Origin of the sequence: Desulfobacter sp., from assembly GCA_028768525.1 — a bacterium.
Taxonomy (GTDB): Bacteria; Desulfobacterota; Desulfobacteria; order Desulfobacterales; family Desulfobacteraceae; genus Desulfobacter.
In genome coordinates this window covers 850,001-873,762 of the sequence record CP054837.1, presented here as the reverse complement: position 1 = coordinate 873,762, position 23,762 = coordinate 850,001, and the positions used below count along the sequence as shown (strand labels likewise).

Annotated in this window: 16 protein-coding genes, 1 rRNA gene and 2 pseudogenes (1 of these 19 cut by a window edge); 17 read left to right on the top strand and 2 right to left on the bottom strand. The window is 42.0% G+C overall.

Going from position 1 to position 23,762, the window contains the following annotated elements; genetic code table 11:
- Positions 1 to 7 precede the first annotated feature (7 nt).
- The 7 genes from asnB (HUN04_03870) to HUN04_03840 all read left to right on the top strand — a co-directional run bounded on the left by asnB (HUN04_03870) (position 8) and on the right by HUN04_03840 (position 10,442).
- Positions 8 to 1,828: an asparagine synthase (glutamine-hydrolyzing) gene (gene asnB, locus HUN04_03870; GenBank protein ID WDP88914.1), complete on the top strand. Its 1,821-nt coding sequence runs from the start codon at positions 8 to 10 to the stop codon at positions 1,826 to 1,828.
- Positions 1,825 to 2,994 carry a glycosyltransferase family 4 protein gene (locus tag HUN04_03865; GenBank protein WDP88913.1) on the top strand — a complete coding sequence of 390 codons (1,170 nt, stop codon included), beginning with the start codon at positions 1,825 to 1,827 and terminating at the stop codon, positions 2,992 to 2,994. The genes asnB (HUN04_03870) and HUN04_03865 overlap by 4 nt, the downstream gene beginning before the upstream one ends.
- Positions 2,995 to 3,077: 83 nt before the next feature.
- Positions 3,078 to 4,193, top strand: coding sequence for a glycosyltransferase family 4 protein (locus tag HUN04_03860; protein ID WDP88912.1), 1,116 nt, complete (start codon positions 3,078 to 3,080; stop codon positions 4,191 to 4,193).
- Between the two features lie 19 nt (positions 4,194 to 4,212).
- Positions 4,213 to 5,331, top strand: a complete 1,119-nt coding sequence (locus tag HUN04_03855; GenBank protein WDP88911.1) for a glycosyltransferase family 4 protein — start codon at positions 4,213 to 4,215, stop codon at positions 5,329 to 5,331.
- 106 nt (positions 5,332 to 5,437) lie between these two features.
- On the top strand, positions 5,438 to 6,097 hold the full coding sequence (locus tag HUN04_03850) for a methyltransferase domain-containing protein (GenBank protein ID WDP88910.1): 660 nt from the start codon (positions 5,438 to 5,440) through the stop codon (positions 6,095 to 6,097).
- Between the two features lie 289 nt (positions 6,098 to 6,386).
- Positions 6,387 to 8,273, top strand: coding sequence for an asparagine synthase (glutamine-hydrolyzing) (gene asnB / locus HUN04_03845; GenBank protein ID WDP88909.1), 1,887 nt, complete (start codon positions 6,387 to 6,389; stop codon positions 8,271 to 8,273).
- 27 nt (positions 8,274 to 8,300) lie between these two features.
- Complete coding sequence (locus HUN04_03840; GenBank protein ID WDP88908.1) at positions 8,301 to 10,442, top strand: zinc-binding dehydrogenase; 2,142 nt, start codon at positions 8,301 to 8,303, stop codon at positions 10,440 to 10,442.
- Positions 10,443 to 10,510: 68 nt separating this feature from the next.
- Here HUN04_03840 and HUN04_03835 read toward each other — a convergent pair.
- Positions 10,511 to 10,642 (bottom strand): annotated as a pseudogene (locus HUN04_03835) (transposase).
- 158 nt (positions 10,643 to 10,800) lie between these two features.
- Between HUN04_03835 and HUN04_03830 the strand changes: the two are divergent.
- Genes HUN04_03830 through HUN04_03805 form a run of 6 tightly spaced genes read left to right on the top strand, consistent with a single transcriptional unit; the run spans position 10,801 to position 18,066 of the window.
- Positions 10,801 to 12,708 (top strand): alginate lyase family protein, encoded by a 1,908-nt coding sequence (locus HUN04_03830; GenBank protein WDP88907.1) that lies wholly within the window; start codon positions 10,801 to 10,803, stop codon positions 12,706 to 12,708.
- Positions 12,709 to 12,712: 4 nt separating this feature from the next.
- Positions 12,713 to 13,948, top strand: coding sequence for a glycosyltransferase family 4 protein (locus HUN04_03825; protein WDP88906.1), 1,236 nt, complete (start codon positions 12,713 to 12,715; stop codon positions 13,946 to 13,948).
- Positions 13,945 to 14,547, top strand: a complete 603-nt coding sequence (locus HUN04_03820; GenBank protein ID WDP88905.1) for a sugar transferase — start codon at positions 13,945 to 13,947, stop codon at positions 14,545 to 14,547. The genes HUN04_03825 and HUN04_03820 overlap by 4 nt, the downstream gene beginning before the upstream one ends.
- A gap of 25 nt (positions 14,548 to 14,572) precedes the next feature.
- Positions 14,573 to 14,974, top strand: coding sequence for an acyltransferase (locus HUN04_03815; GenBank protein ID WDP93150.1), 402 nt, complete (start codon positions 14,573 to 14,575; stop codon positions 14,972 to 14,974).
- Positions 14,967 to 16,160 carry a DegT/DnrJ/EryC1/StrS family aminotransferase gene (locus HUN04_03810; GenBank protein WDP88904.1) on the top strand — a complete coding sequence of 398 codons (1,194 nt, stop codon included), beginning with the start codon at positions 14,967 to 14,969 and terminating at the stop codon, positions 16,158 to 16,160. The genes HUN04_03815 and HUN04_03810 overlap by 8 nt, the downstream gene beginning before the upstream one ends.
- A gap of 19 nt (positions 16,161 to 16,179) precedes the next feature.
- Entirely contained in the window at positions 16,180 to 18,066 is a 1,887-nt protein-coding gene (locus HUN04_03805; GenBank protein ID WDP88903.1) for a polysaccharide biosynthesis protein, read from the top strand.
- Positions 18,067 to 18,413: 347 nt separating this feature from the next.
- Here HUN04_03805 and HUN04_03800 read toward each other — a convergent pair.
- Positions 18,414 to 18,554 (bottom strand): annotated as a pseudogene (locus HUN04_03800) (ATP-binding protein).
- A 211-nt stretch (positions 18,555 to 18,765) separates the two neighbouring features.
- Between HUN04_03800 and HUN04_03795 the strand changes: the two are divergent.
- From HUN04_03795 to HUN04_03780, 4 genes are all read left to right on the top strand, one after another.
- The gene (locus tag HUN04_03795) at positions 18,766 to 19,104 is read left to right on the top strand and encodes a helix-hairpin-helix domain-containing protein (protein ID WDP88902.1); all 339 of its coding nucleotides are present in this window, start codon (positions 18,766 to 18,768) and stop codon (positions 19,102 to 19,104) included.
- A gap of 157 nt (positions 19,105 to 19,261) precedes the next feature.
- Complete coding sequence (locus HUN04_03790; protein ID WDP88901.1) at positions 19,262 to 20,029, top strand: DUF2760 domain-containing protein; 768 nt, start codon at positions 19,262 to 19,264, stop codon at positions 20,027 to 20,029.
- Positions 20,030 to 20,048: 19 nt separating this feature from the next.
- The gene (locus HUN04_03785; GenBank protein WDP88900.1) at positions 20,049 to 22,832 is read left to right on the top strand and encodes a hsp70 family protein; all 2,784 of its coding nucleotides are present in this window, start codon (positions 20,049 to 20,051) and stop codon (positions 22,830 to 22,832) included.
- A 219-nt stretch (positions 22,833 to 23,051) separates the two neighbouring features.
- Positions 23,052 to 23,762: ribosomal RNA gene (locus tag HUN04_03780) — 16S ribosomal RNA — on the top strand; it runs 849 nt beyond the window's last position.

Genomic DNA, 23,762 nt, shown 5'->3' with positions numbered 1-23,762 from the left:
TTGAATTATGTGTGGTATCGCTGGAAGTTATAGTTACAGTCCTGACGCTATTCCTGTTTCTCAGGAAGTTGTATTGGCAATGTCGGACTATATGAAAAAAAGAGGCCCAGATGGATCCGGGTGCTGGTTTTGCGAAAATAATAGAGTCGGCCTGGTTCATCGCCGGTTGGCAATCATTGACCCCACTGAATCGGCAGCCCAGCCCATGGCCGGTGCAAATGGGAACATCCATATTGTTTTTAACGGCGAAATATATAATTATAAAAGCCTGAGAGATACACTTTCCCAAAAAGGATACACCTTTCGAACGAATAGTGACACAGAAGTGCTGCTTTGCCTCTATGACTGCTATGGACTGGACATGGTCCATTATCTTCGCGGAATGTTTGCATTCGCAATTTGGGATGACAATGCAAAGCGACTGGTGATTGGACGTGACCCTTTTGGCATAAAGCCGCTTTATTATTCCAACGATCGAGGTAGAGTCGTTTTTGCTTCCCAGGTAAAGGCTTTACTTCAAGATCCTGAGGTGCCCCGCGATCCTGAGCCAGCAGGCCATATCGGTTTCTTTGTGCTTGGTAGTGTTCCTGAGCCTTACACATTATATAAATCCATCAAAGCTCTTCCGGCGGGTTGTCTACTTGTTGCAACAGAAGAAAAAGGATGCGAAATCAGGCAGTATCATGATTTGAAAAACACGATTCTTTCTTCTAACCCATGGGGAGATAAGAAAAAATTTTCCAGTGGTCCTGCTGACTATTTCCGCAAAGCTTGTATTGATACTGTGAATCACCATTTGGTGTCTGATGTCCCGGTTGGGCTTTTTTTATCGGCGGGTATTGATTCTGCCGTACTATTGGCTTTGGCCTCTGAAGGGAATTATAGAGATCAAATTAAAACTCTAACACTTAGTTTTCAGGAGTTTAAAGGCAGCGAAAAAGACGAAGGGCCGCTTGCTGCAGAGCTTGCAGAGGTATTCAGGACTGATCACCACACCTTTTGTCCTTCTGAAAATGAATTTCGTGGCGACATAGATTCCCTGCTTCATGCAATGGATCAGCCTACGATAGACGGTGTGAATGTTTATTTCGTAAGTAAATATGCTGCGAAGGCCGGCTTAAAGGTTGCCATTTCAGGACTTGGTGGAGATGAAGTGCTTGGCGGCTACTCAACCTACTCTCAGATACCAGCATGTAGAAATTTTTTTAATTCGATTTACAAAATACCGGGGTTAAAAAGGTTCGGAAGTTTTTGTTCTTCTAAAGTCTTAAAAAAACACCTGCCGCCTAAATATTCAGGGTTAATTGAATTTGGTGATACGTTGGGGGGGGCATATTTTGTTCACAGAGGGTTGTTTATGCCTTGGGAGTTATTTGACATATTTGAACCGTCTTTTGTCGAAGATGGGTTTAAAGCCCTACAGCTTTTGCCGAATCTGCAAGAGACTACCTCGGACCTGCCTATGGGGTGGAGCTCAATAGCAGCTTTGGAAATAAGTTGGTATATGCGGAATCAGCTTTTAAGAGATGCCGACTGGGCAGGTATGGCCCATTCTGTGGAGATCAGAGTTCCCTTGGTAGATACCGTTTTTTTTAAGAAAATTATAGAGTGCCGGGCCAATGGCTTTCTGCCCGGTAAAAAGGAATTTGCTTATACGGCTAAACAAAAGCTGCCAAAGAAGTTTTTAGAAAGAAGAAAGACAGGCTTCTCAATACCCGTTGAAAGGTGGGTTGTCTCAAACGGTAAAACCGGATATCAGGAGAGAGGGCTACGGGGCTGGGCCAAGCATGTATACAGTTTTCAAACTGGAAATAGTGTAGTGTCATGAAAAAAAAGATTTTGATTCTTGCCCCTTTTTATTTGCCCGGAAATAAGGCTGGAGGGCCCATACGTACTCTGGCCAGCCTAGTGGGTCGCTTAGACCAGTTTTCATTTAAAATAATTACAAGGGACCGTGATTTTAAAGACCGCCATCCATATTCAAATATTTCCTGTGATGAATGGTTAAACATTGGCAATCTGAAAATAAACTACGCAACACCACGGAAATTGCTATTGGGAAACCTTTGCTCACTCATGAACAACACAGAATGGGATTTATTGTATCTGAATACTTTTTTTTGTCCATTTTTTTCATTGGGTCCATTGGTACTATGGAAATTCGGCTTTATCCCGCGGAGACCAATTGTTATCGCTCCCAGGGGGGAGTTGGCCCCCAGTGCGTTAGGACTAAAATACTGGAAAAAAAAATATTACATTTTGTTTATTAAGTGGCTTGGCCTCCATTCAGATCCACGGATATTATGGCAGGCTTCTTCGATTTTCGAGCAAAAGGATATTAAAAAAGTATTAGGAGCAAAGACCCCTGTTATTGTGGCTCCCAATCTAAGTATGACTTCAGCAGTAGATAATAGCGTTAGGAATGGTCTTCATTTCAAAAAGAAGGGGGATCTCAAAGTTGTCTTTGTTGGTCGGTTGGCGCCTGTTAAAAACCTTAATTATGCGCTCGACATTTTACGGTATATTAAGGGTATGGTCGAATTTAATATTTACGGGGCACTGGATGATGAAAGGTTCTGGCGGACGTGTCAGTCAATAATATCAACCATGCCCCAAAATATTCGTGTTAATTATCGTGGTGCGGTTGCCCATGAAAAAATAAGTAAAATATATTCAGAGCATCACCTCCTATTGCTTCCTACAAGAGGTGAGAATTTTGGTCATGCAATATTGGAATCATTGGCCGCCGGGTGTCCTGTTCTGATAAGTGATAGGACACCGTGGAAAAATTTGAACAAAAAGAAAGCAGGTTGGGATATTCCGCTTGAGGATTCAAATGGGTTTAGGGATGTTCTCCAGAACGTGATGGAAATGGACGGAATACATTGGAAAGAATATTCAGAGGGATCTGTGGCCTATGCAAAGAAACGGCTATCTGATGACTCCTCTGTTGTCAATAATGTCCAATTGTTTGAACATGCGCTATCCTGCTAATTATTATATAAAGTTTAAATATGAAAATTCTTACTGTATCAGTGTCTGAGGATGGGTTGGGTGCCTATAATAGGCAAAGACGAATGGCCAGGGCCCTTTCTGAAGCTGGGCATGAGGTTTTCTGGCTTGCTCCTGGTATGAAGTCAACAGGAGATATGAAATTTCTTCCTTTATCTAAAAAATGTATTCCTCATTTTGGACCGTTAGGGTGGACCCTTCGCCTCTGGATGAGTTTTCACAAACATAAAAAGGACCTTCAAGAGGTCGATGCTGTCTTTACAGTCCGTGAATATGATGCCTTTGGTTTTTTATCACACCTAAAATATAGGTCTATTCCCCATGTGTTTTTCTCTAGGGGGGATACTGTCAGTGTATATCGAATAAATTATCCTGCCTTGAACTCTTTTATTGACAAAGTCACCAGCCTTGCGACCATTTGGTTTTACCCCATAATTCAAAGATTCGTTTTAAGGCATGCCGACTTAGTCGTAGTGCAAGCTGATTTTCTTAAACAGATATTAAGAAATAGGCATTCTTACATTAATTCAAGCATCCGTGTATTAACAAATGACTGTCCAAAGCTGTCCAATTGTAAAAAAGAGGGCAATAATGTAATTGGGCCTTTACCGGCAATGGGCAAAAGGGATCATACCCTTAGATTAGGCATTCTTGCTCCATTGTGGTGGGAATGCAAAGGTATAGGCGTTTTTGTTGATGCCTTGGAAATATTAAAAGATAAATTGGATTTTAAGGCTGTTATTGGAGGCGCCGGGCCTGATTCTGAAAGGTTGGGAAGTTATATTACTAAAATGGGGCTCAATGATGTGGTTGTGAGGTTGGGGTGGATTGATAATGTTAAACAATTTTTCAATCAAATTGATTTGATCGTAATACCAAGTAAATACGATTCATGCCCAAATGTAGTCTTGGAAGTCGTAAGTTCTGGAGTACCAGTGTTGGCCTCAGATATACCGGCCCATAAAGAGTTGCTGTCATTCAAAGAGTTGTTGTTTGAATCATGCAACAGTCAAAATCTTGCGAACAAAATTATTGCCTTGGCTGCCAATCCCGATAAGTTGGCTCTAAATAGAAAATTGATGAGTGCCCGGAAGACGGCATTGAGTTTTAATTGGGATAATGAAATTGTGAAGATCTTGGAAAGTACTGCGACTAACAACAGGAAAATGTTAAATAGTTAACAAATACGGAACATAACAATTGAATAAGACAAAGAAATGCCTGTTTATAACTGAAATGGTACTCAGTGAGCATGCCAAAATTTCGATTTTTAACCTTATCTCTCAGCAGTTGTTAGAGAAAAATCTTGAGTTTGAGATTGTTTCCTATAATGAAAAGGCAGCATTTTTTAAAAAACAATCCCATCGACTGATTCCCAAATTGTATCAGACCTGCTTTAGGAGACATGGGCTAAAAGAGTTATGTCACTTTTTTAGTATTATTAGGAAAACGCAACCAGATATTTTGTTGATTGGCGGTTACGGGCACATAGAAAATTGGTTGGCTTGGATTTGGGCCATATTGAATAACAAGTCAATGGTGCTGTGGACAGGAGCAGGGGAGGCTACGACAGAACACCCAAATGTAATTTATAAATTCCTCAAAAAAATTTTTGTGTCCCAGGTTCATTCTTTTGCGACATATGGAGTGAATGCCCAAGAATATTTGATAGATTTAGGGGTGAAGCAAGAAAATATTTTCAGAGGCGTCAATGTATCGGATATTGATTTTTTTAAATCACAGATGAGACTTCATGCTAAAAGTCCAGAGTATAGAAAGAATAGGAGTCAAATTGATAGACCCATACTCGCTTTTGTCGGCAGGTTCGAGAACATAAAAGGCCTTGATCTATTGATGGACCAATTAAAACGTTTTTCTATAGATGAGTATTATTGCTACTTTTTGGGGGATGGGACTTTATCCACTGTTGTCCAAAACCTTATTGCAGAAAAACAAATCAGTGGGAAGGATTTTGGCAGGTTGAACCGAAAGGATCTCGCTAAAAGATTAACAGAGGCCGATGTCGTGGTTGCTCCCAGCCGCAATGATCCTTTTAGCCGGGTTGTGAGTGAGTCTATTTCGTGTGGCTGCTACACCATCGCTTCAATCCACGATGATGCAGCATACGATCTTATTGTACCAGGGATAAATGGTGAGTTGATTGACCCGCTTAACTCTGATGAGTTTAGAGATGTGTTGGATAAACTTATTTTAACCTATAAAAAATTGCCTAATATAGATGAAATCTCACAATCTATAGAGTATTCTATCACTGATTACGCAAAACAGGTTAGTTCATCAATCAACAGTGTTTCCTGAGTTCAGGGCGTTTTTGGTTCAGCATCCGTTTTAATATTTAAATGTAGAAATAGCATTTAATACACGAGACATTAAATTAAGATGATAAATATTAGAGGGAAAAACCATGGGAATTAAAATAAATATAGGTTGCGGCCAAACGCCCACGAAGGGGTGGCAGAATTATGATAATTCCTGGAGTGTCCGTTTGGTTAAGAAACCTTTATTAGTATATATCTTAAGGAAAATGGGATTCATCTCAGAGCCTCAACAGAAATTTATTTCATTTGCCAAGAGTGAGAAAATCCTTTGGGCAAATGCCGCACAACGAATTCCAGAAGCAAATGATTCCGTTGATGTGGTTTATAGTAGTCATATGATTGAGCATATGGAAAAGGAAGATGTAATAAGTTTTTTGAAAGAATCTCGTCGCATTCTGAAAAGGGGAGGCACAATAAGAATTGCTGTCCCTAATATTAAATACCATGTAGAAAAATATGTGAATCATGGGGATGCCGACAAATTCATCGAGGGTACCTACCTAACTAGAAAGAGCCCCAAAACAATTATTGAAAAAATAAAATACTTGATAATAGGTGACAGAAATCATCAATGGATGTATGACGGAGAGTCTTTATGTAGGCTCTTGGCGTCAGGTGGTTTTAAAGAGCCTCAAATAATGGATGTTGGTTCTACAAATATTGCTGAGCCAGGCGAGTTGAACCTAAAAGAAAGGTCGCCCGAAAGTGTGTTTGTCGAAGCGATTAATTCCTATTCAAAAAGTTGACAAAAGTGTGCACTTGGACAGCAAAAAGCACTCTGTTTGTTTCGATAAACTTTTTTCCCGCAGGATTATAGCATCCAGTTCACAATTGAAAATAACAATTCTAATTTAAAAGCTATGCTTTTCACTTACTAAAAACTGAGGTCGTTTTGTACTTAATCATTTTTTTTAAGTCGATTCTTTTTTTACAAACAGCTTCCCTATTGGTTTTTTTTGTTTGCGCACTTGGGGGCGCCGTTTTAAGATTGGATAATTTGAAATCAGATTCGTTTCGGCGACAGGGTATATGTTTATGTGTGGCATAGCTGGGTTTTGTGGTGTCTTTGAATTTGATCTTTTAGATAGGATGAACCGAGTGCAGTCCCATAGGGGGCCTGATGATCATGGTACCTGGTTCGATGATAATGAAAACATTGGATTAGCCCACCGACGGCTTAGCATTATTGACTTGTCTGCCAAAGGTCACCAGCCAATGGTCGATGACAATACTGTTATTGTTTTTAATGGGGAAATCTATAACTATAAAGATCTCAGAGTTGAACTCGAAGGTCATGGCTGTTTTTTTAAAAGCAATAGTGATACGGAGGTTTTGTTAAAACTCTACGAGCATTTTGGGCATAAGATGCTTGAAAAACTAAATGGTATTTTTGCATTTGCTATTTGGGATAAAAGAAAAAAGGAGTTGTTTTTAGCCCGCGACCATGTCGGTGTAAAACCGCTATATTATTCACTTACATCCCATGGCTTTTTGTTTGCAAGTGAGATGAAAAGCCTGTTGCAGTATAAGGGCCTTGACCGAACGGTTAATATTAAAGCTATCCACTATTACTTGACTTATCTTTGGTGCCCCTCCCCTAATACAATGCTGCGATCAGTAGCCAAACTTGAGCCTGGCTATGCAATGGTCGTAAAAAATAAAAAAATTATAACAAAATGGCAGTATTATGACTTGCCGTATAATGCCAAACCAATGGAGATTGACAAAGAGGAGGCTATCGCGCAGGTTCGCAAACAGGTTGAAACCAGTGTCGCTCGACAACTTGTGGCGGATGTGCCCGTTGGAGCATTTTTATCAGGCGGGCTTGATTCAAGTGCTGTTGTGGCGATGGCAAGTCGACATTGTTCAGATCTGGAATGTTTTACCATTGGGTTTAAAGACAATGTTTTGCAGCGGGAAGGGTTTGTGGAAGATTTGCCTTATGCAAAACACGTCGCAAAGCATTTAGGTGTAAAGCTAAATACAGTTTATGTTGGGCCTGAAATGTCTGCGAAACTGACTGATATGTTATGGCATTTGGACGAACCCCAAGCGGATCCCGCTCCGTTGAACGTATTGTTTATTTCTGAATTGGCAAGGGAACAAGGGATTAATGTTCTTTTGTCAGGGGCTGGAGGGGACGATATTTTTACCGGCTACCGACGGCATTTTGCCTGTTTGCAGGAGCGTTACTGGTCGTGGTTACCCAAAAATGTTCAGAATAAACTCCGTATTTGCTCTAAAAGAATCTCACAAGATCGTGCATGGGGACGGAGACTCTCCAAGGGGTTCAGATTTGCAGGATTTAATAAACATGAAAGGCTTGCAGGATATTTCCATTGGCTGGATGTCGATGTGCAATGGAAGCTCTATTCCCAAGAAACAAAATGTACGCTCAAACACGAGCCGTTTTCGGCACCTTTAATTCAGTCACTGAATAGGCTAGATGAGGAGGTCCATGATTTAAATCGGATGCTATATCTCGAAGGGAAACATTTCCTTGCGGATCATAATTTGAACTATACAGATAAGATGGGTATGGCCAAAGGCGTGGAGGTAAGGGTTCCTCTACTTGATCCTGAATTGGTTGATTTGGCTTGTCGGTTGCCGGTAAGGTATAAGCAACATGGGCGAGAAGGAAAATGGATTTTTAAAAAGGCCATGGAGCCCTTATTGCCACATAATATTGTTTATCGGCCAAAAACGGGTTTTGGTGCTCCATTACGCAGGTGGTTAAAATCAGATTTGAGACATTTGGTAGAGGAGATATTGTCCCACGAATCATTGACACGTAGGGGGGTTTTTGATCCCACTGGGGTGCAAGATTTATTAGAGTTAGACCAGGCTGGTAAGATTGATGCTACATATCCTATTTTTTCTATGATGTGCATAGAATTGTGGTGCAGAATATTTCTTGATTAAAATTGTTGATGGAAGGCGTATATACAAATGAAGCAAGTGTTGCAAAACTTATCAAATGGGAAAACATCAGTAGTTGAGGCACCGGTGCCTCAACTAGATGATGGACACCTATTAATTGATACCAGCGTAAGCCTTGTGTCCTCCGGTACTGAGCGCATGTTGGTTGATTTTGGTAAAGCAAACATAATTGAAAAAGCTAGGCAACAGCCTGAAAAAGTTAAAATGGTTTTAGACAAGGTCCAGACCGATGGATTGCTGTCAACAATTGATGCCGTGAAATCAAAGTTATCTCAACCCTTGGCTTTAGGGTATTGTAATGTAGGTATAGTTAACGCTGTTGGAAACGGTGTGGAAGGGTTTAGTGTAGGCGATCGTGTCGTTTCAAATGGTCCACATGCCGATGTTGTTCGTGTGCCTAAAAATCTTTGCGCTAAAATACCTGATAATGTGCCCGATGAGCAAGCCGTTTTTACTGTTATGGCAAGTATTGGTTTACAGGGTATACGTTTAGCATCACCCTCATTGGGGGAATCATTCGTGGTTACAGGCGTGGGGTTGATTGGGCTGTTAACAGTGCAATTACTGCGTGCAAATGGTTGTCGGGTGCTGGCTATCGATTATGACAATTCAAAGCTTGAGCTTGCAAAGAAGCTGGGTGCTGAAATTTGCAATCCTTCTAAAGGGGGAGATCCTGTCTCGGCAGGTCTTTCATTTAGCCGTAACAAAGGGGTTGACGGAGTTATTATCACTGCTGCCACAAAGTCTAACGAACCAGTGGCACAAGCTGCTCAAATGTGTCGCAAGCGAGGGCGTATCATTTTGGTTGGCGTCACGGGACTTTCTCTGGATCGTTCAGATTTCTATGAAAAAGAGATTAAATTTCAGGTTTCTTGCTCCTATGGCCCGGGACGCTATGATTCAGATTATGAAGAAAAGGGGGCTGATTATCCTTTAGGTTTTGTCCGCTGGACAGAACAGCGAAACTTTGAAGCCGCACTTGATCTGATGGCAGATGGGCAACTAAAAGTTAATTCTTTAATTTCTCATCGTTTTGATTTTGATCGGGCACCTGATGCCTATGAGTTGTTGATTTCAGGTAAGCCTGCATTAGGTGTCCTCCTTCAGTACCATAGTGTACCTGAATCTCGTCATAATAAACGCGTTCAATTTGATAGCGATGTTAACTATGATCCGTTAAAGGCCATTGTCGGTTTTGTGGGGGCTGGGAATTATGCATCCAGAATTTTGATCCCTGCGTTTAAAAAAGGTGGTGCTCAGTTGCACACTATAGCGAGTTCTAAAGGAACAAGTGGTGTGATAAACGGTAGAAGAATGGGATTTAGTGAGACGACCACAGATACCGAATCCGTTTTTAATGAAACTGCTATAAATACTTTGGTGATTGCAACCCGGCATAACAGTCACGCTTCATTTGTGTGCAATGCCCTAAAAAACAAAAAAAATGTTTTTGTTGAAAAGCCTTTGGCTATTAATTTAGAGGAACTCAAAGAGATAGAATCCGTTTACCAAAGAGTCTCCAATTTGCCTAATGCGCCGAGGTTGATGGTAGGGTTTAATAGGAGGTTTTCACCGCAGATTTTAAAAATAATGGAGTTGCTTGATTCGGTAAATGAGCCTAAGTCCTTTATTATAACGATTAATGCCGGAATGATCCCCTCTAATCACTGGACTCAAGATGTAAAAGTAGGAGGCGGAAGGATTATCGGTGAAGCATGTCACTTTATTGATTTGATGCGAAATCTTGCAAATTGCAAAATAGTGTCCTATCAGAGTCGTTGCATGGGGCGATCCGGTGGGGTGCGTATAAGAGATGATAAGGCTGTTATTACCTTGGGGTTTGAAGATGGTTCATTTGGCACTATCCATTATCTTGCTAACGGCCCCTCTGAGTTTCCCAAAGAACGCGTTGAAGTCTTTACCTCTGGGCGTGTTCTGCAACTTGACAATTTTTGCAAATTAAAAGGTTATGGATGGCCTGGTTTCAAAAAGATGAATTTATTACGGCAGGATAAAGGGCAAAATAAATGTGCTGAAATGTTTATAGATTCTATTGAAAAAGGCGGGACATCTCCCATTGCATCACAAGAACTATTTGAAGTTGCGGAGGTAACCATAAAAATTGCTGAGCAACTGCGTATTCAGTTATGAAACTGAAACGAAAAATGGCCACTCTGGCTCTATATTGGACGTTTAATTTAACAGTTTTTTTGCTTAAAAAAAGCTCTGATGCGGTTGGCTACCTCCCTGCCTACCTCTCCGGCTAAAATCATGAATCGGTATATGGGAACCCATACAATATGGTATTGGCAGTGCCATATTGTATGTGATTTTTTTAAAAATCGGCTCATTTGTTACTATCGATTTGCTCGTTGTGGGAGCACAAATATTGAGTAACATTTAAGCCGTATAGAAGGCAAAACCTCTGCACTTTGACCTGGTGCTTTCTATATTGGACTAAGAATGAAACGGATAATACGGTTGCCACTGAATCCCTGAAAAAGAGAAAATGGGTAGAGAGCGGATATTAGCTAAAAAATTATTCAATTCCCTATGTACAATAAAAGATTTAGGCCTGTGGTCTATATTGAATTTGCTGGGTTACCGTCTTGGATGCTCTTTGGGCCTTTACAAAAGATTTGGGCCTCTAAAAGAGATTCCAACGGGTATCAAATTCTTTTTTGAGGCTAAATCAGGAGTGCTGAAGGACTTTGACCACGGAGAGTGGGAAGAAAGAATCATACAACGCTCAAATCAAATCTTAAACGGACAATTGGATTATTATTCCAGATGGCCTGTAAAGGCAGGGAATCCGCCGGATTGGTTGCATGACCCTTTCTCTGGAAATGACCAAAATGCAGAAGTACATTGGTCAAAAATAGATGAGTTTAAAGATGGTGATATCAAAAATATATGGGAATGTTCCAGATTTCAATGGATGCTTCCACTCGCGCAGGCATATCGTTTAACCGGTAACCCTGTTTATGTAGAAACTATAAATGCCTGGTTGGTTGATTGGGTGGATAAAAATCCAATCAATATGGGACCGAACTGGAAATGTGGCCAGGAAACAGCTATTCGTACCTTGACTCTATTGTTGACCGGAAAGCTATTGTCCAGCGATAATAAATTTGTCCCGGGTTTGGTTTGTCTCATTGAGTGTCATTGTGACAGGATACTAATGACTATTAGATATGCACTGTCCCAGAACAACAATCATGCTACATCGGAAGCTGCTGCACTATTTGTTGGTGGTGCCTGGTTGCTATCTTTTTCCAAAGATGAAGCTCTCATGGAAAAAGCCAGTAGATGGATGGGTAAGGGGCGGAGATTATTGGAACGCTTAGTGCCGAAACTGGTTGCTCAAGATGGTAGTTTTTCCCAGCATTCGTTGAATTACCATCGCCTTTTATTGAGTACATTGTCCTTGGTGGAATGTTTTCGGTTGTGGTTTAATATGCCTCCATTCAGCAGTCTGTATCGTTCTCGTTGCAAAGCTGCGGCTAATTGGTTGTCAAGGTTTGTGGATGATGTGACGGGTGATGCTCCGAACATTGGGCCTAACGATGGGGCCTTTTTATACGACTTGTTCGGTTGTGTATATAGAGATTATCGTCCAACTGTAGCAGTCGCCTCTATACTATTCAACCGTCGAAATAAGTACCCACTGTTACAGGGAATGCGTTTTGTTCAAACTTGTCTGAATCTACCGGAGTATCAAATTTCAGATTATAGTGATCAGGAAGATTGTATTTTGAACGGCGGCGGTTACGTTCTTTTAAACTCTGGAAGGACAAAAGCGTTCATACGTTATGCACAATTTAAATTCCGGCCTAGCCATGCTGATTGTTTGCATTTAGATATATGGCACAATGGTGTAAATGTTCTAAGAGACGGTGGTACCTATAGCTATAATACGGACAGCGATTTGTATCGATACTTTTCTGGAACAGCCTCACATAACACCGTACAATTCGATGATAGGGATCAAATGCCTAGAATTGGTCATTTTCTATTCGGCAATTGGCTCCGGATGAGAAATATTTCTGACTTAATAATAAATGATGATAGCAAACAGTGGATTGGTTCTTATCAAGACTATAAAGGATGTTTTCATCGAAGGGCGGTTGAGGTGTATAGACAACGTTTGAGGGTGGTAGATGATATAGAGGGATTTGAAAGGAATGCAACGCTAAGATGGCGTATGCTACCTGGAAAATGGAATTTAGATGGAAACCGGTGTGAAGGAAATGGTATGCGCTTCTGCATCACCTCAAACAGGGCTCCTATTGAGATTAGCATAGAAAAAGGGTGGGAATCCCGTCATTACCTTGAAAAAGAAGAACTTCGAGTATTAACAGTTAAGGTCTGTAAAAACGTTTCACGCATAATTACAGATATTGAGTTTATGGAATAAAAATTTGAAAGTTTTGTATTTTCACCAACATTTTTCTACCCCAAAAGGAGCAACAGGAACACGCTCCTATGAAATGGCCAAAATGCTCATCAAAAAGGGGCACAGTGTGACGATGGTCTGTGGGGCAGGGTTTATGTCTGAAACAGGAATCCGTTGCAAACCCGTTGATGGAATTAAAAGAGGTGTTGTCGAAGGTATAGATGTAATAGAAATTGATTTAAAATACTCCAATTACGACGACCTTTGGAAAAGAAGCGTGATTTTCATTTCTTTTGCATTAAAAAGTATTCGAATTGCTCTATCAGAAAAGTATGATATTTTATTTGCGACCTCAACGCCATTAACTGCGGGCATCCCAGGGATTGCAATAAAGCTGTTGAAACCATCAACAAGATTCGTTTTCGAAGTAAGAGATTTGTGGCCTGACTTACCAAAGGCAATGAAAGTTGTGACAAATCCTTTTATTTTGTTTGCTCTGAAGTTTTTGGAACAGGCAACTTACGCTGCGATGGATGCGGGCATCTCACTTTCACCGGGAATTCGAGATGGCATGAAGAAAGGGGCGGGGGGGGGAAAAAAAATCGGCATGATCCCAAACGGTTCCGATGTGGAGTTGTTTCAACCCCAGAATGAAAGGACCATGGGTACGAAACTTAAATCATATGGCATCCTTGATACTCAGTTGAAATGCGTTTTCACGGGAGCCCACGGTATTGCAAATGGATTGGATGCGGTCTTAGATGCTGCTGCCGTATTGAAAAAAAGGGCCAGGAGGGACATTAGTATAATATTCATAGGTGACGGGAAGCTTAAGTCTGTGTTGAAAAACAGGGCATTAGAAGAAGAGTTGGACAATTGTATATTTATTGATCCAATACCCAAATATCATTTGGCTAAGGTGCTGCAACAGGCCGATGTCGGAATGATGATTCTTGATGATGTACCTGCCTTTTACTATGGTACTTCCCCGAATAAATTTTTTGATTATATTGCAAGCGGTTTGCCTGTTCTCAATAACTACCCAGGTTGGTTGAAAGATATCATTACGAAGCATCAATGTGGTGTAGCGGTTCCTCCTGGAGATCCAGATGCGTTCGCGGATGCCTTGGTTGAGTTGGCTGAGAATCCTGAAAAAAGGATGTTGATGGGAATTAACAGCAGAAAGTTGGCTTTAAGTAGATTTAACAGACGGATCTTGGCCCATCAATTCGTCAGATTTATAGAAGACACTAAAAAATGATATATTCAACAGCTAAGCGAATATTGGATATTGCTCTGTCCACTATCGCGTTAGTGGGCTTGTTTCCGTTGTTATTGGCAGTTTCATTTCTTGTGAAGGTATCAATTGGCTCTCCAGTATTATTTAAACAGAAACGCCCAGGTTTGAATGCGAAGCCCTTTTTAATCTATAAATTTAGAACGATGACAGATGAGCGAGATGCGGAAGGGAGTCTATTAAGTGATGAAAAGCGCATGACGAAACTGGGACTGTTTCTAAGAGCCGCATCAATAGATGAATTACCGGAATTGATAAATGTTTTGAAGGGTAATATGAGTCTCGTCGGCCCGCGTCCGTTACTTATGAAATACATTGAGAGGTATTCCACCGAACAGGCTCGGAGGCATGAGGTGATGCCAGGTATAACTGGGTGGGCACAAGTCAATGGGCGTAATGCATTGACCTGGGAAGAAAAGTTCAAGTTGGATGTATGGTATGTAGACAACCAGTCTTTTGGGTTGGACTTGAAAATATTGCTTATAACACTTAAAAAGGTGATTAAACGAGAGGGTATTAGCGCAGAAGGCATGGCGACAGTGAGTGAATTTAATCCCGAGTAATTCAAGCCGGTAATGAGGTGTGGCATTGGTAGATCGATTCAGTGATTGGCAATATCCAAAAGTTGAGGAAGGAAAACCGACCAAATATAATTGGATTGTCCAAAATATAGACAATTTTAAATTGGGGTATAAAACTGATATAGGGGCATTTTCATATATTAATGCAAAGTTCGGGGTACATATAGAGGATTTTGTTCAAATTGGATCCCATTGTTCAATATATTCTATTTCAACAATTGATAATAAATCAGGGTTGATAATCTTAAAGAAGAACTGCAAAGTAGGAACTCACAGCGTAATTATGCCAGGGGTGACCATTGGCGAAAATGCAATCGTGGGGGCATTTAGCCTTGTGACTGCAGACGTTCCTGCTAATACTCTAGTGGTAGGTGTCCCTGCCCGAACCGTAAAGAGGTCTAATGAGTGAAAAACGGATATTTCTTTCACCACCGCATTTGAGCGGTTTTGAAAGACAATTTGTTGAAGACGCCTTTGATAGCAACTATATTGCACCGCTTGGGCCTCAAGTTGATGCTTTTGAGAGGGAATTCTCAGAATATACTGGGATAAAGTATTGCGTTGCATTATCTAGTGGAACGGCGGCAATGCATATTGCTCTTCGGGAGCTTGGTGTGGGGCCTGGGGACGAAGTTATTGCATCATCCTTAACTTTTATAGGAAGTGTGACCCCTGTTGTTTTCTTAGGCGCCGATCTGGTTTTTCTGGATTGTGACAGAAAGACATGGAATATGAATCCCGAATTGTTAAAGAGAGCATTAGAAGACGGAGAAAGAAAAGGACGGTTGCCAAAGGCTGTTATTCCCACTGATTTATATGGACAATGCGCCGATTATGAAACAATATTTAGCCTGTGCAAGCCATACGATATTCCGGTTATTGTTGATGCGGCTGAATCCGTCGGGGCTAAATATAAAAGCAATAGATTACAGCATTCTGAGGAACAAGATGTTGAGGTCCATGCGGGGAAAGGAGCTAAGGCCGCAGTCTTTTCTTTCAACGGAAATAAGATTATAACTACTTCAGGTGGAGGGATGCTTGCTTCTGATGATAGTCGACTCATTGAACGAGCACGGTTTTTGTCTCAACAAGCTAAAGAGCCTTTCCCTTATTACGAACATGCTGAAATAGGGTATAATTATAGAATGAGCAATGTGCTTGCAGGGATTGGAAGAGGTCAACTTAAAGTATTGGATGAGCGTGTAAGGCAAAGGCGGGCAATCTTTAACTATTATGAAAAATCGTTAAAGGATGTTCCTGGCATTGAGTTTATGCCTGAGGCAGAGTATGGTAGATGTAATCGCTGGTTGTCAGCGGTTGTAATTTCTCCCGAAAAATTTGGTAGCACAAATAATGATATCCTAAACGCATTTGAAAAAAACAATATAGAGGCTCGGCCGATATGGAAGCCAATGCATTTACAACCTGTGTTTCAGTCCAACAATGGGAGTAAAGCATGTTCAACAAAGGTCTACGGTGGCGAAATAAGTGAAGATTTATTTAATCGTGGATTATGTTTACCATCTGGATCCGCTATGTCTTGTTCTGATATGGATCGAATTGTGGATATTATTTTAACATGCAATAACAAATAGCGTGTTTGGGTTAGAATAAGTGAGAATTAGAGTATATAGAAATTTATTCGTAGTTCTGGCTATAGATATGCTTCTGTTAGCTGCATCTTTTTATCTGTCGCATTTGATACGTTTTGATTTTGTAAGGGGAACATGGTTTTTTGATAGTTTTCTATATATACTTCCGTATGCGATAGGATGCAAACTTCTTTGCTTTTATTATTTTGATTTATACAGAGGAATGTGGAGATATACAAGTCTCAATGATTTAATTAATATTACAAAAGCATCCATTATTTCAACCTTCACCATAATCGCTTTAGTTTTGTATAAAACGAGATTTGATGGAATATCACGATCAGTTTTTGTAATCGATTGGTGTCTTACAGTCTTAACTATTGCAAGTTCGAGGGCTGTTGTAAGACTTTGCTTCGAAGAGTTTGATAAACGTGTTACCATTGATGATTTAAAAAAAACTGCGCTAAAAATTTTCAACAGAAGTGGTAAACATGAAAGCGGCGCTATCATTATTGGGGCTGGGGATTACGGGCAAAAAGTCTGTAGAGAGTTCAAAGAAAATCCCTCTGTAGAATCTGATGTTTTAGGTTTTTTAGATGATGATAAGTCTAAAATTGGAAGAAAAATTCATGGAGTCCCTGTTCTGAGTGTGATTAATACTCTTGAAAAAGTTGTTAATACAACTGGGGCAAAAGATGTGATAATTGCTATTCCCAGTTTAAGTTCAGATCGAATGCGGTCAATTATAGATATGTGTAAAAAGGCAGATGTGAATTTTAAGACAATTCCAAATATTGGGGAGTTAATAAATGGGAAAATTGATATTACGTCAATTCGGAATGTTGAATACAGGGATCTGTTAGGCAGGGAACCCGTCGAATTAAATAAAAAGGAGATAGGAAAATATCTTGGTGGTAAACGAATCCTTGTTACCGGGGCCGGTGGTTCCATAGGAAAAGGACTTTGTCGGCAGATTTGCAGGTATCAACCGGGTGCAATAATACTTTTTGAAAGAGCGGAAAGCCCGCTCTATGAAATCGATCTTGAGGTTAGAAAAAACTTTGAAAATATTGAAGTGATGCCTGTTTTAGGTGATATTCAGCAGAAGGAAGAACTCGAAAATGTTTTTGAGGCAGCACGACCGGATATAGTGTTTCATGCTGCTGCATATAAACATGTTCCTATGCTGGAAGAGCATCCTTGGAAGGCTGTGGAAAATAACGTAATCGGTACTAAAAATCTTATTGAGGTCGCAAAGACCTTTAGGTGTGATAAATTTGTTTTTGTATCCACGGATAAAGCTGTTAATCCGACAAACGTCATGGGCACAAGCAAAAGGATTTCTGAATTACTGGTTCAAGAAATAAGCTGTAGTAGTGGTTGTGAAACTTCATTTATGACTGTGAGGTTTGGGAATGTGATAGGAAGTGTCGGGAGTGTGATTCCCCTGTTCAAAAGGCAGATTAAAGAAGGGGGGCCGGTTACGGTAACACATCCGGATATGGTCCGGTTTTTTATGCTCATACCTGAAGCCTGCCAGTTGATTCTTCAGGCAGGGGCTATGGGCAATGGCGGTGAGACCTTTCTTCTTGAGATGGGTGAGCCTGTGAAAATAGATAATATGGCACGGGATTTAATCCGTTTTTCAGGGTTTGAACCTGATGTTGATATTAAGATTGAATACACGGGGTTGCGGCCGGGGGAGAAGTTGTATGAAGAGTTAATGACAGATAAAGAAGATGTAGTGCCTACTGGTCACAAGAAAATTATGGTTTTAAATACCAATTGTGTCAACATGGAGGTGTTGAACGGAAAGCTTGCCAGGTTAAAAGAGAAGGCACAAAATCGGGATGGAAAAGGCATCAGAGAGGTTATGATGGATATGATTATGGAATATCGGCCGCATTGAATTTAGGGAATGAGCTATATGGCAGATTCCGGTTGAGTTCCTCAGACAGAACAATGTGCGAACAGGTATTGTCACCTGCTTCTGTTTCCCAGCCGGGAAGTGCGATGTAAAGATTTTTATTGACTGCGGCAAAGCAAAGGGGTGTTGCAGAGTATATAGGCCTTGCCGATTTTTCTATCCAAAGATCGAGTGTGGTTACTACAACAGAAGATCAAAGAGTAACAGAGTGGATTTGAAACCTGTCACAAAGTATATGGGTTGGCATTATAATGTCTTCTGAGTACCCAAGACACATCTACAGTATCCAACTGGAACAATAAGTGAAATGTTGTATAAGTTAAAAAATATCAGTTTCTGCTTTTCAATCTCCAACTCTCATTGCCTGTTTCGATGATGTCACAATTATGGGTAAGCCGATCCAATAGAGCCGTTGTCATCTTTATATTTCCAAAAATTTTTGACCGCTCTCCAAAATTAAGATTGGGTGAGGTTTATGGGCGAGCTGCTTGGGGGAAATCTGGATGCTCCAGGGTGAAAGGCACAATCTTGCAGCTGTCCTCGAATTGAAATAAATATTGATTTTTTAGGTTTTCTTTTTTATAGTGCCTATATCTTGATCATTTTATCGTATAACTTCTGGATTTTGAGATTAATATTCTGATTCCTTTTTTTGCAATGACAACCCCAAAATGAGATTTCATGTCGCGTTCGCTAACGGTGATCAGGAATTTTTTTAAATTTCAAAATTTAGGAGGAAATCAGATGAAAAACTTTAAACGAACCATCTCGATCCTTTTGATTGGCGTATTCATGGCATGTATCATGGTCCCGGCCATGGCCGACACCGGAACGGTGAATATCAATACGGCCAGCAAGGAAGAGCTTATGACGTTGAAATATGTAGGTGAAAAAATTGCAGAACGTATTATTGAATACAGAACGGCGCACCCTTTTGAAAAGCCCGAAGATATAATGAATGTTAAAGGCGTTGGGGCTAAAGTGTTTGAGGTGAATAAAGACAAAATTGTTGTCACCTGATCAGCATCGAGTCGCAAAAAGTTCCCGATTCTGGCTCACCTTCCTGAAGTAGGGGAGGTTTGACTTGATCTGATCATATTCTGTATTATAATTGATGGCCATGCTGCTGGATGCGGCATGGCTTTTTTTATTTAGGTGAAACCAGGAGAAAACTAAGTTGGATATTATAAAAGTTTACAGGAAAAAGTCTTTCAATGTTATTGTTTTGTGGATGCTGTTGTTGGGGGCGGCTATCTCTGCTGGCGGCTATTATGGGATGGATTGGTTCTTAAGGCTATTTTCCTCAGAGGATGGGCTGGCAATGCTGAATCAGTCCGTCCCTGGCGCGATAGAAATGGTAAAGCTGGTTTTTTCTAATTACTATATTTGGGCCGTCCCTTGCATTATTGGGGTGGGGGGGGTATTTGGCATGGTGGGGTGGCTGGTACTCTCGTTCTCGATTTCTCCCTCCCTCAAAGCTGCGGCTGATGAATTTGAAGCAAGCCGGACAGAAAGGCCTGGTAAAAAAGGTTTCATTGATCATAAAATTGAGCAGGAGAGGAAACGTCGGCTGTTTCTTCATACCCTGTCCGTCCTTCAGAGGGAAGGACGACTGCTGGATTTCTTTGATGAGGATCTCAGCCTCTATGAGGACGAGCAGATCGGTGCTGCTGTGAGAAGTATCCAGGAGGACTGCAAAAAAGCCATTAAAAAATATATTGATCTCAGGCCGGTGGTTGACGGAGAGGAAGGAGATTCCATCACCATAGAGGAAGGGTTTGACATTGATGCCATTAATTTGGTGGGAAACGTGTCAGGACAGCCCCCTTTTCAGGGCATTATCAAACATCCGGGATGGAAGGCCGGTAAAAAGGATATGCCCAAATTATCGGATATTCAGGATCCTGGCATTATGACGCCTGCGGAAATAGAGATTCAACAATAGAATGAGGCTTAGAGCTATTTTGGATTTTCAGGATAAGCAATATGTAATCGGCATTGATCTGGGGACCACTAATTCGGCCGTCTCCTATGTGGATGTGGCGGCGTTGAAAAAGACCATTGAAGAAACAAAGGCCGCACCGGACAAGGACAAGGTGGTTAAGGTCTTTAACGTGCCTCAGTTGACAGGCCATGGCGAGTTTACCAAGATTCCGGTCCTGCCTTCCTTTTTATATATCCCCGGTGAATATGATATTTCAAAAGAGGTGCTGAGACACCCCTGGAAAAAAAGGGAGGATCTGTTTGCAGGCAGTTTTGCGCGGGATCATGGTTCTAAAATTCCGTCCAGGCTGGTTTCCTCTGCCAAAAGCTGGCTGTGTAATCCCCTGGCGGACCGAAGGGCTAAGATTCTTCCCTGGGGATCCGACGGGGTTGAAAAGGTCTCTCCGGTGACGGCGACAGCCGAATACCTGCTGCATATCCGCAGTGCCTGGAATTATTATGTAAAAGATGAAGATAAGTTCCTGGAGAATCAATTTGTGGTCATTACGGTGCCAGCCTCTTTTAACGAAGAAGCCCGTGACTTGACCATGGAAGCGGTCGCTCTTGCCGGTTTTGGACAGTCCGTAACGCTGCTGGAAGAGCCGCTGGCCGCTTTTTACAGCTGGTTGATCCGCCATGAACAGGACTGGCAAACCCATGTGGGGGCAGATGACCTTATTCTTGTCTGTGATGTGGGCGGCGGCACCACGGATTTCAGTTTGATTTCTTTGAAAGAGACCGGTGGATCTCCGCGGTTCGAACGCCTTGCCGTCGGTGATCATCTGATACTTGGGGGGGACAATATCGACTTGGTCCTTGCCAAAATAGTCGAGGGCAAGTTTAAATCCAGAACATCGCTAAGTTCCGACAAGTGGAAAACCCTTTGCCACAGGTGCCGTGAGGCAAAAGAAAAGATACTCGACCTCGGTGAGGAATCTGTGCGGATCACATTGAAAGGAGAGGGCAGGGCGCTGATTGCCGGCACCCTGGCTGCCGATATTACAAGGGGGGATGTGGAAGCCGTTTTACGGGGAAACTTTTTTGGTGATGTACTTACGGATGAATTTTCAAAAGCAGAAGCTGGAAAGGAAATTGCAGATTTTGGACTTCCCTTTGAAAAAGAACCATCTGTCACCAAGCATATCATAAGGTTTCTTGAACAGCACAGGGAAACAGTTAAAAATGCCTTGGGCAAAGAGCAGCCCATGCCGGATTTCATTCTTTTTAACGGCGGCACCTTGAAACCGGCCCTGGTTCAGTCCAGGATCAAAGAAGCGATCCGGAGATGGTTTAAAACCACGGATGCAGCCAAACCAGTGGTCTTGGAAAATAACCGTCCGGAACTCGCTGTCGGGGTCGGTGCCTCCTACTACGGTTTGGTTAAACAGGGAATCGGTGTCCGGGTGGGCAGCGGCAGCCCGAGGAGTTATTATCTGGGTATTTCAGCCGGGCCGGTCCAGGAAAATAAAGCGGTTTGCATCGTTGAACGCGGGCTGGATGAAGGTTCAGCAATTAATTTGTCTGAGCTTCAATTTGAGGTGAGAGCCAATCAGCCGGTAAGCTTTGATGTGTTTAGTTCCAGTTTTCGGTCCGGGGATGTTGCTGGCGGTATTGTCAATGTGGATAAAACCCTGACCCCACTTTCCCCAATTCAGACGGTCATCAAGTTTGGAAAGGGGGGGGAGAAAAAACAGATCCCGGTTACCATTGGCGCAGAATATACTGAGATGGGAAGCCTTTCCATGTTTTGTCGTTCTTCCGTCAGCGACCATCAATGGAAACTGCAGTTTCAGTTAAGAAATTCAGAGGTTGATCCCGGCGCAGCTGAAACAGAAGTCTATGACGATGCTTTAATTCAACGGGCATGCAATGAGGTTGCGGCTGTTTTTAGAGGCGATGCCGGTGAGGAGGGCCTGAAAAAAATTGTCAAAACCCTTGAAACGCTGGTAGGGCAGAAGAAGGGGAATTGGCCTCTGTCATTTTTACGCCAACTGGTGGATCAGCTCATTGAGCTTGCGCCTTCCCGTTCTGACTCGGCGGCCCACGAATCCCGATGGCTTAACCTGACCGGATTCTGCATGCGTCCGGGATTCGGAGATGCTTTTGATGAAGAGCGGGTGCGAAAGCTCTGGAAGGTCTATCTGACAGGGCTCGGTTTTGAAAAGGTTCAGCAGAATAGGGTGGAATGGTGGATATTCCTTCGTCGGATTGCCGCTGGACTTAAAGCCGGACAGCAAAGACAGTTTTTCCAGGATACATCAGCTGTTCTAACCAAAAAGAACAAAGCCAAGCTTTCTCCTCAGGAACTGACGGAGTTGTGGATGACTTCAGGCAATATGGAGCGGCTTCTGGTGAAAGATAAGGTGGTGTTAGCCAAAGCCCTGATGCCGTTGCTCAAGCCGGGGAAAAATATGGACCGTATGTGTTGGACCTTGTCCAGGTTTGGGGCAAGAGAGTTGCTCTACGGGTCAGTAGACAGGGTGATCCCCCCCATAGAAGTCTCGCGCTGGATTCGACAGGTATTGAAAAAACAATGGAAAGAGAAGGACCTGGTCAGCTCCCTACTTGTCTCTCTGGCCAGAAAAACTGGGGATCGAACCAGGGATTTGTCTGAGGAAATGGCTTCGGAAATTTTGGTTTGGATGGACAAGAATGGCATTGCAGGAAAAATGAAGACCCGCCTTACCGAAAAGATCAGTATGGAGATGAAAGAACGGAATGTCCAGTTTGGAGAACGCCTTCCTACAGGTCTTATACTGAAATAAAATTAAATTTAAAAAAGCCGTTGACATAGAAAGTCTTATCCTGTATTATGTTTGAGTTCTTTTCGAGGGAGAAATTCCAAAAAAATACGAGATGAGCAAAATGAAGTTTCGATCTTTGAAAATTGGTCAGTGAAGCAAGAATGAGCGGGTCACAAAACGACCTCACTCGATTGGAAAGAGTTGAGTGGGGATGACCTTAAAGTTTTAGTAAAAGGATTATAACTGGAGAGTTTGATCCTGGCTCAGAATGAACGCTGGCGGCGTGCTTAACACATGCAAGTCGAACGAGAAAGGGATTGCTTGCAATCCTGAGTAGAGTGGCGCACGGGTGAGTAACACGTAGATAATCTGCCTTCAAGCCCGGGATAACTAATCGAAAGGTTAGCTAATACCGGATAAAGTCGGTTGGCATAAGTCAATTGATGAAAGATAGCCTATCCTTGGAAGCAATTGTTTGGAGATGAGTCTGCGTACCATTAGTTTGTTGGTGGGGTAACGGCCTACCAAGACCACGATGGTTAGCTGGTCTGAGAGGATGATCAGCCACACTGGAACTGGAACACGGTCCAGACTCCTACGGGAGGCAGCAGTGAGGAATTTTGCGCAATGGGGGAAACCCTGACGCAGCAACGCCGCGTGAGTGAAGAAGGCCTTTGGGTCGTAAAGCTCTGTCAACAAGGAAGAAATTAACTGTAATTAATAGTTGCAGTTATTGACGGTACTTGTGGAGGAAGCGCCGGCTAACTCCGTGCCAGCAGCCGCGGTAACACGGGGGGCGCAAGCGTTATTCGGAATTATTGGGCGTAAAGGGCGCGCAGGCGGTCTTGTCAGTCAGGTGTGAAAGCCCGGGGCTCAACCCTGGAAGTGCACTTGAAACAGCAAGACTTGAATACGGGAGAGGAGAGAGGAATTCCTGGTGTAGAGGTGAAA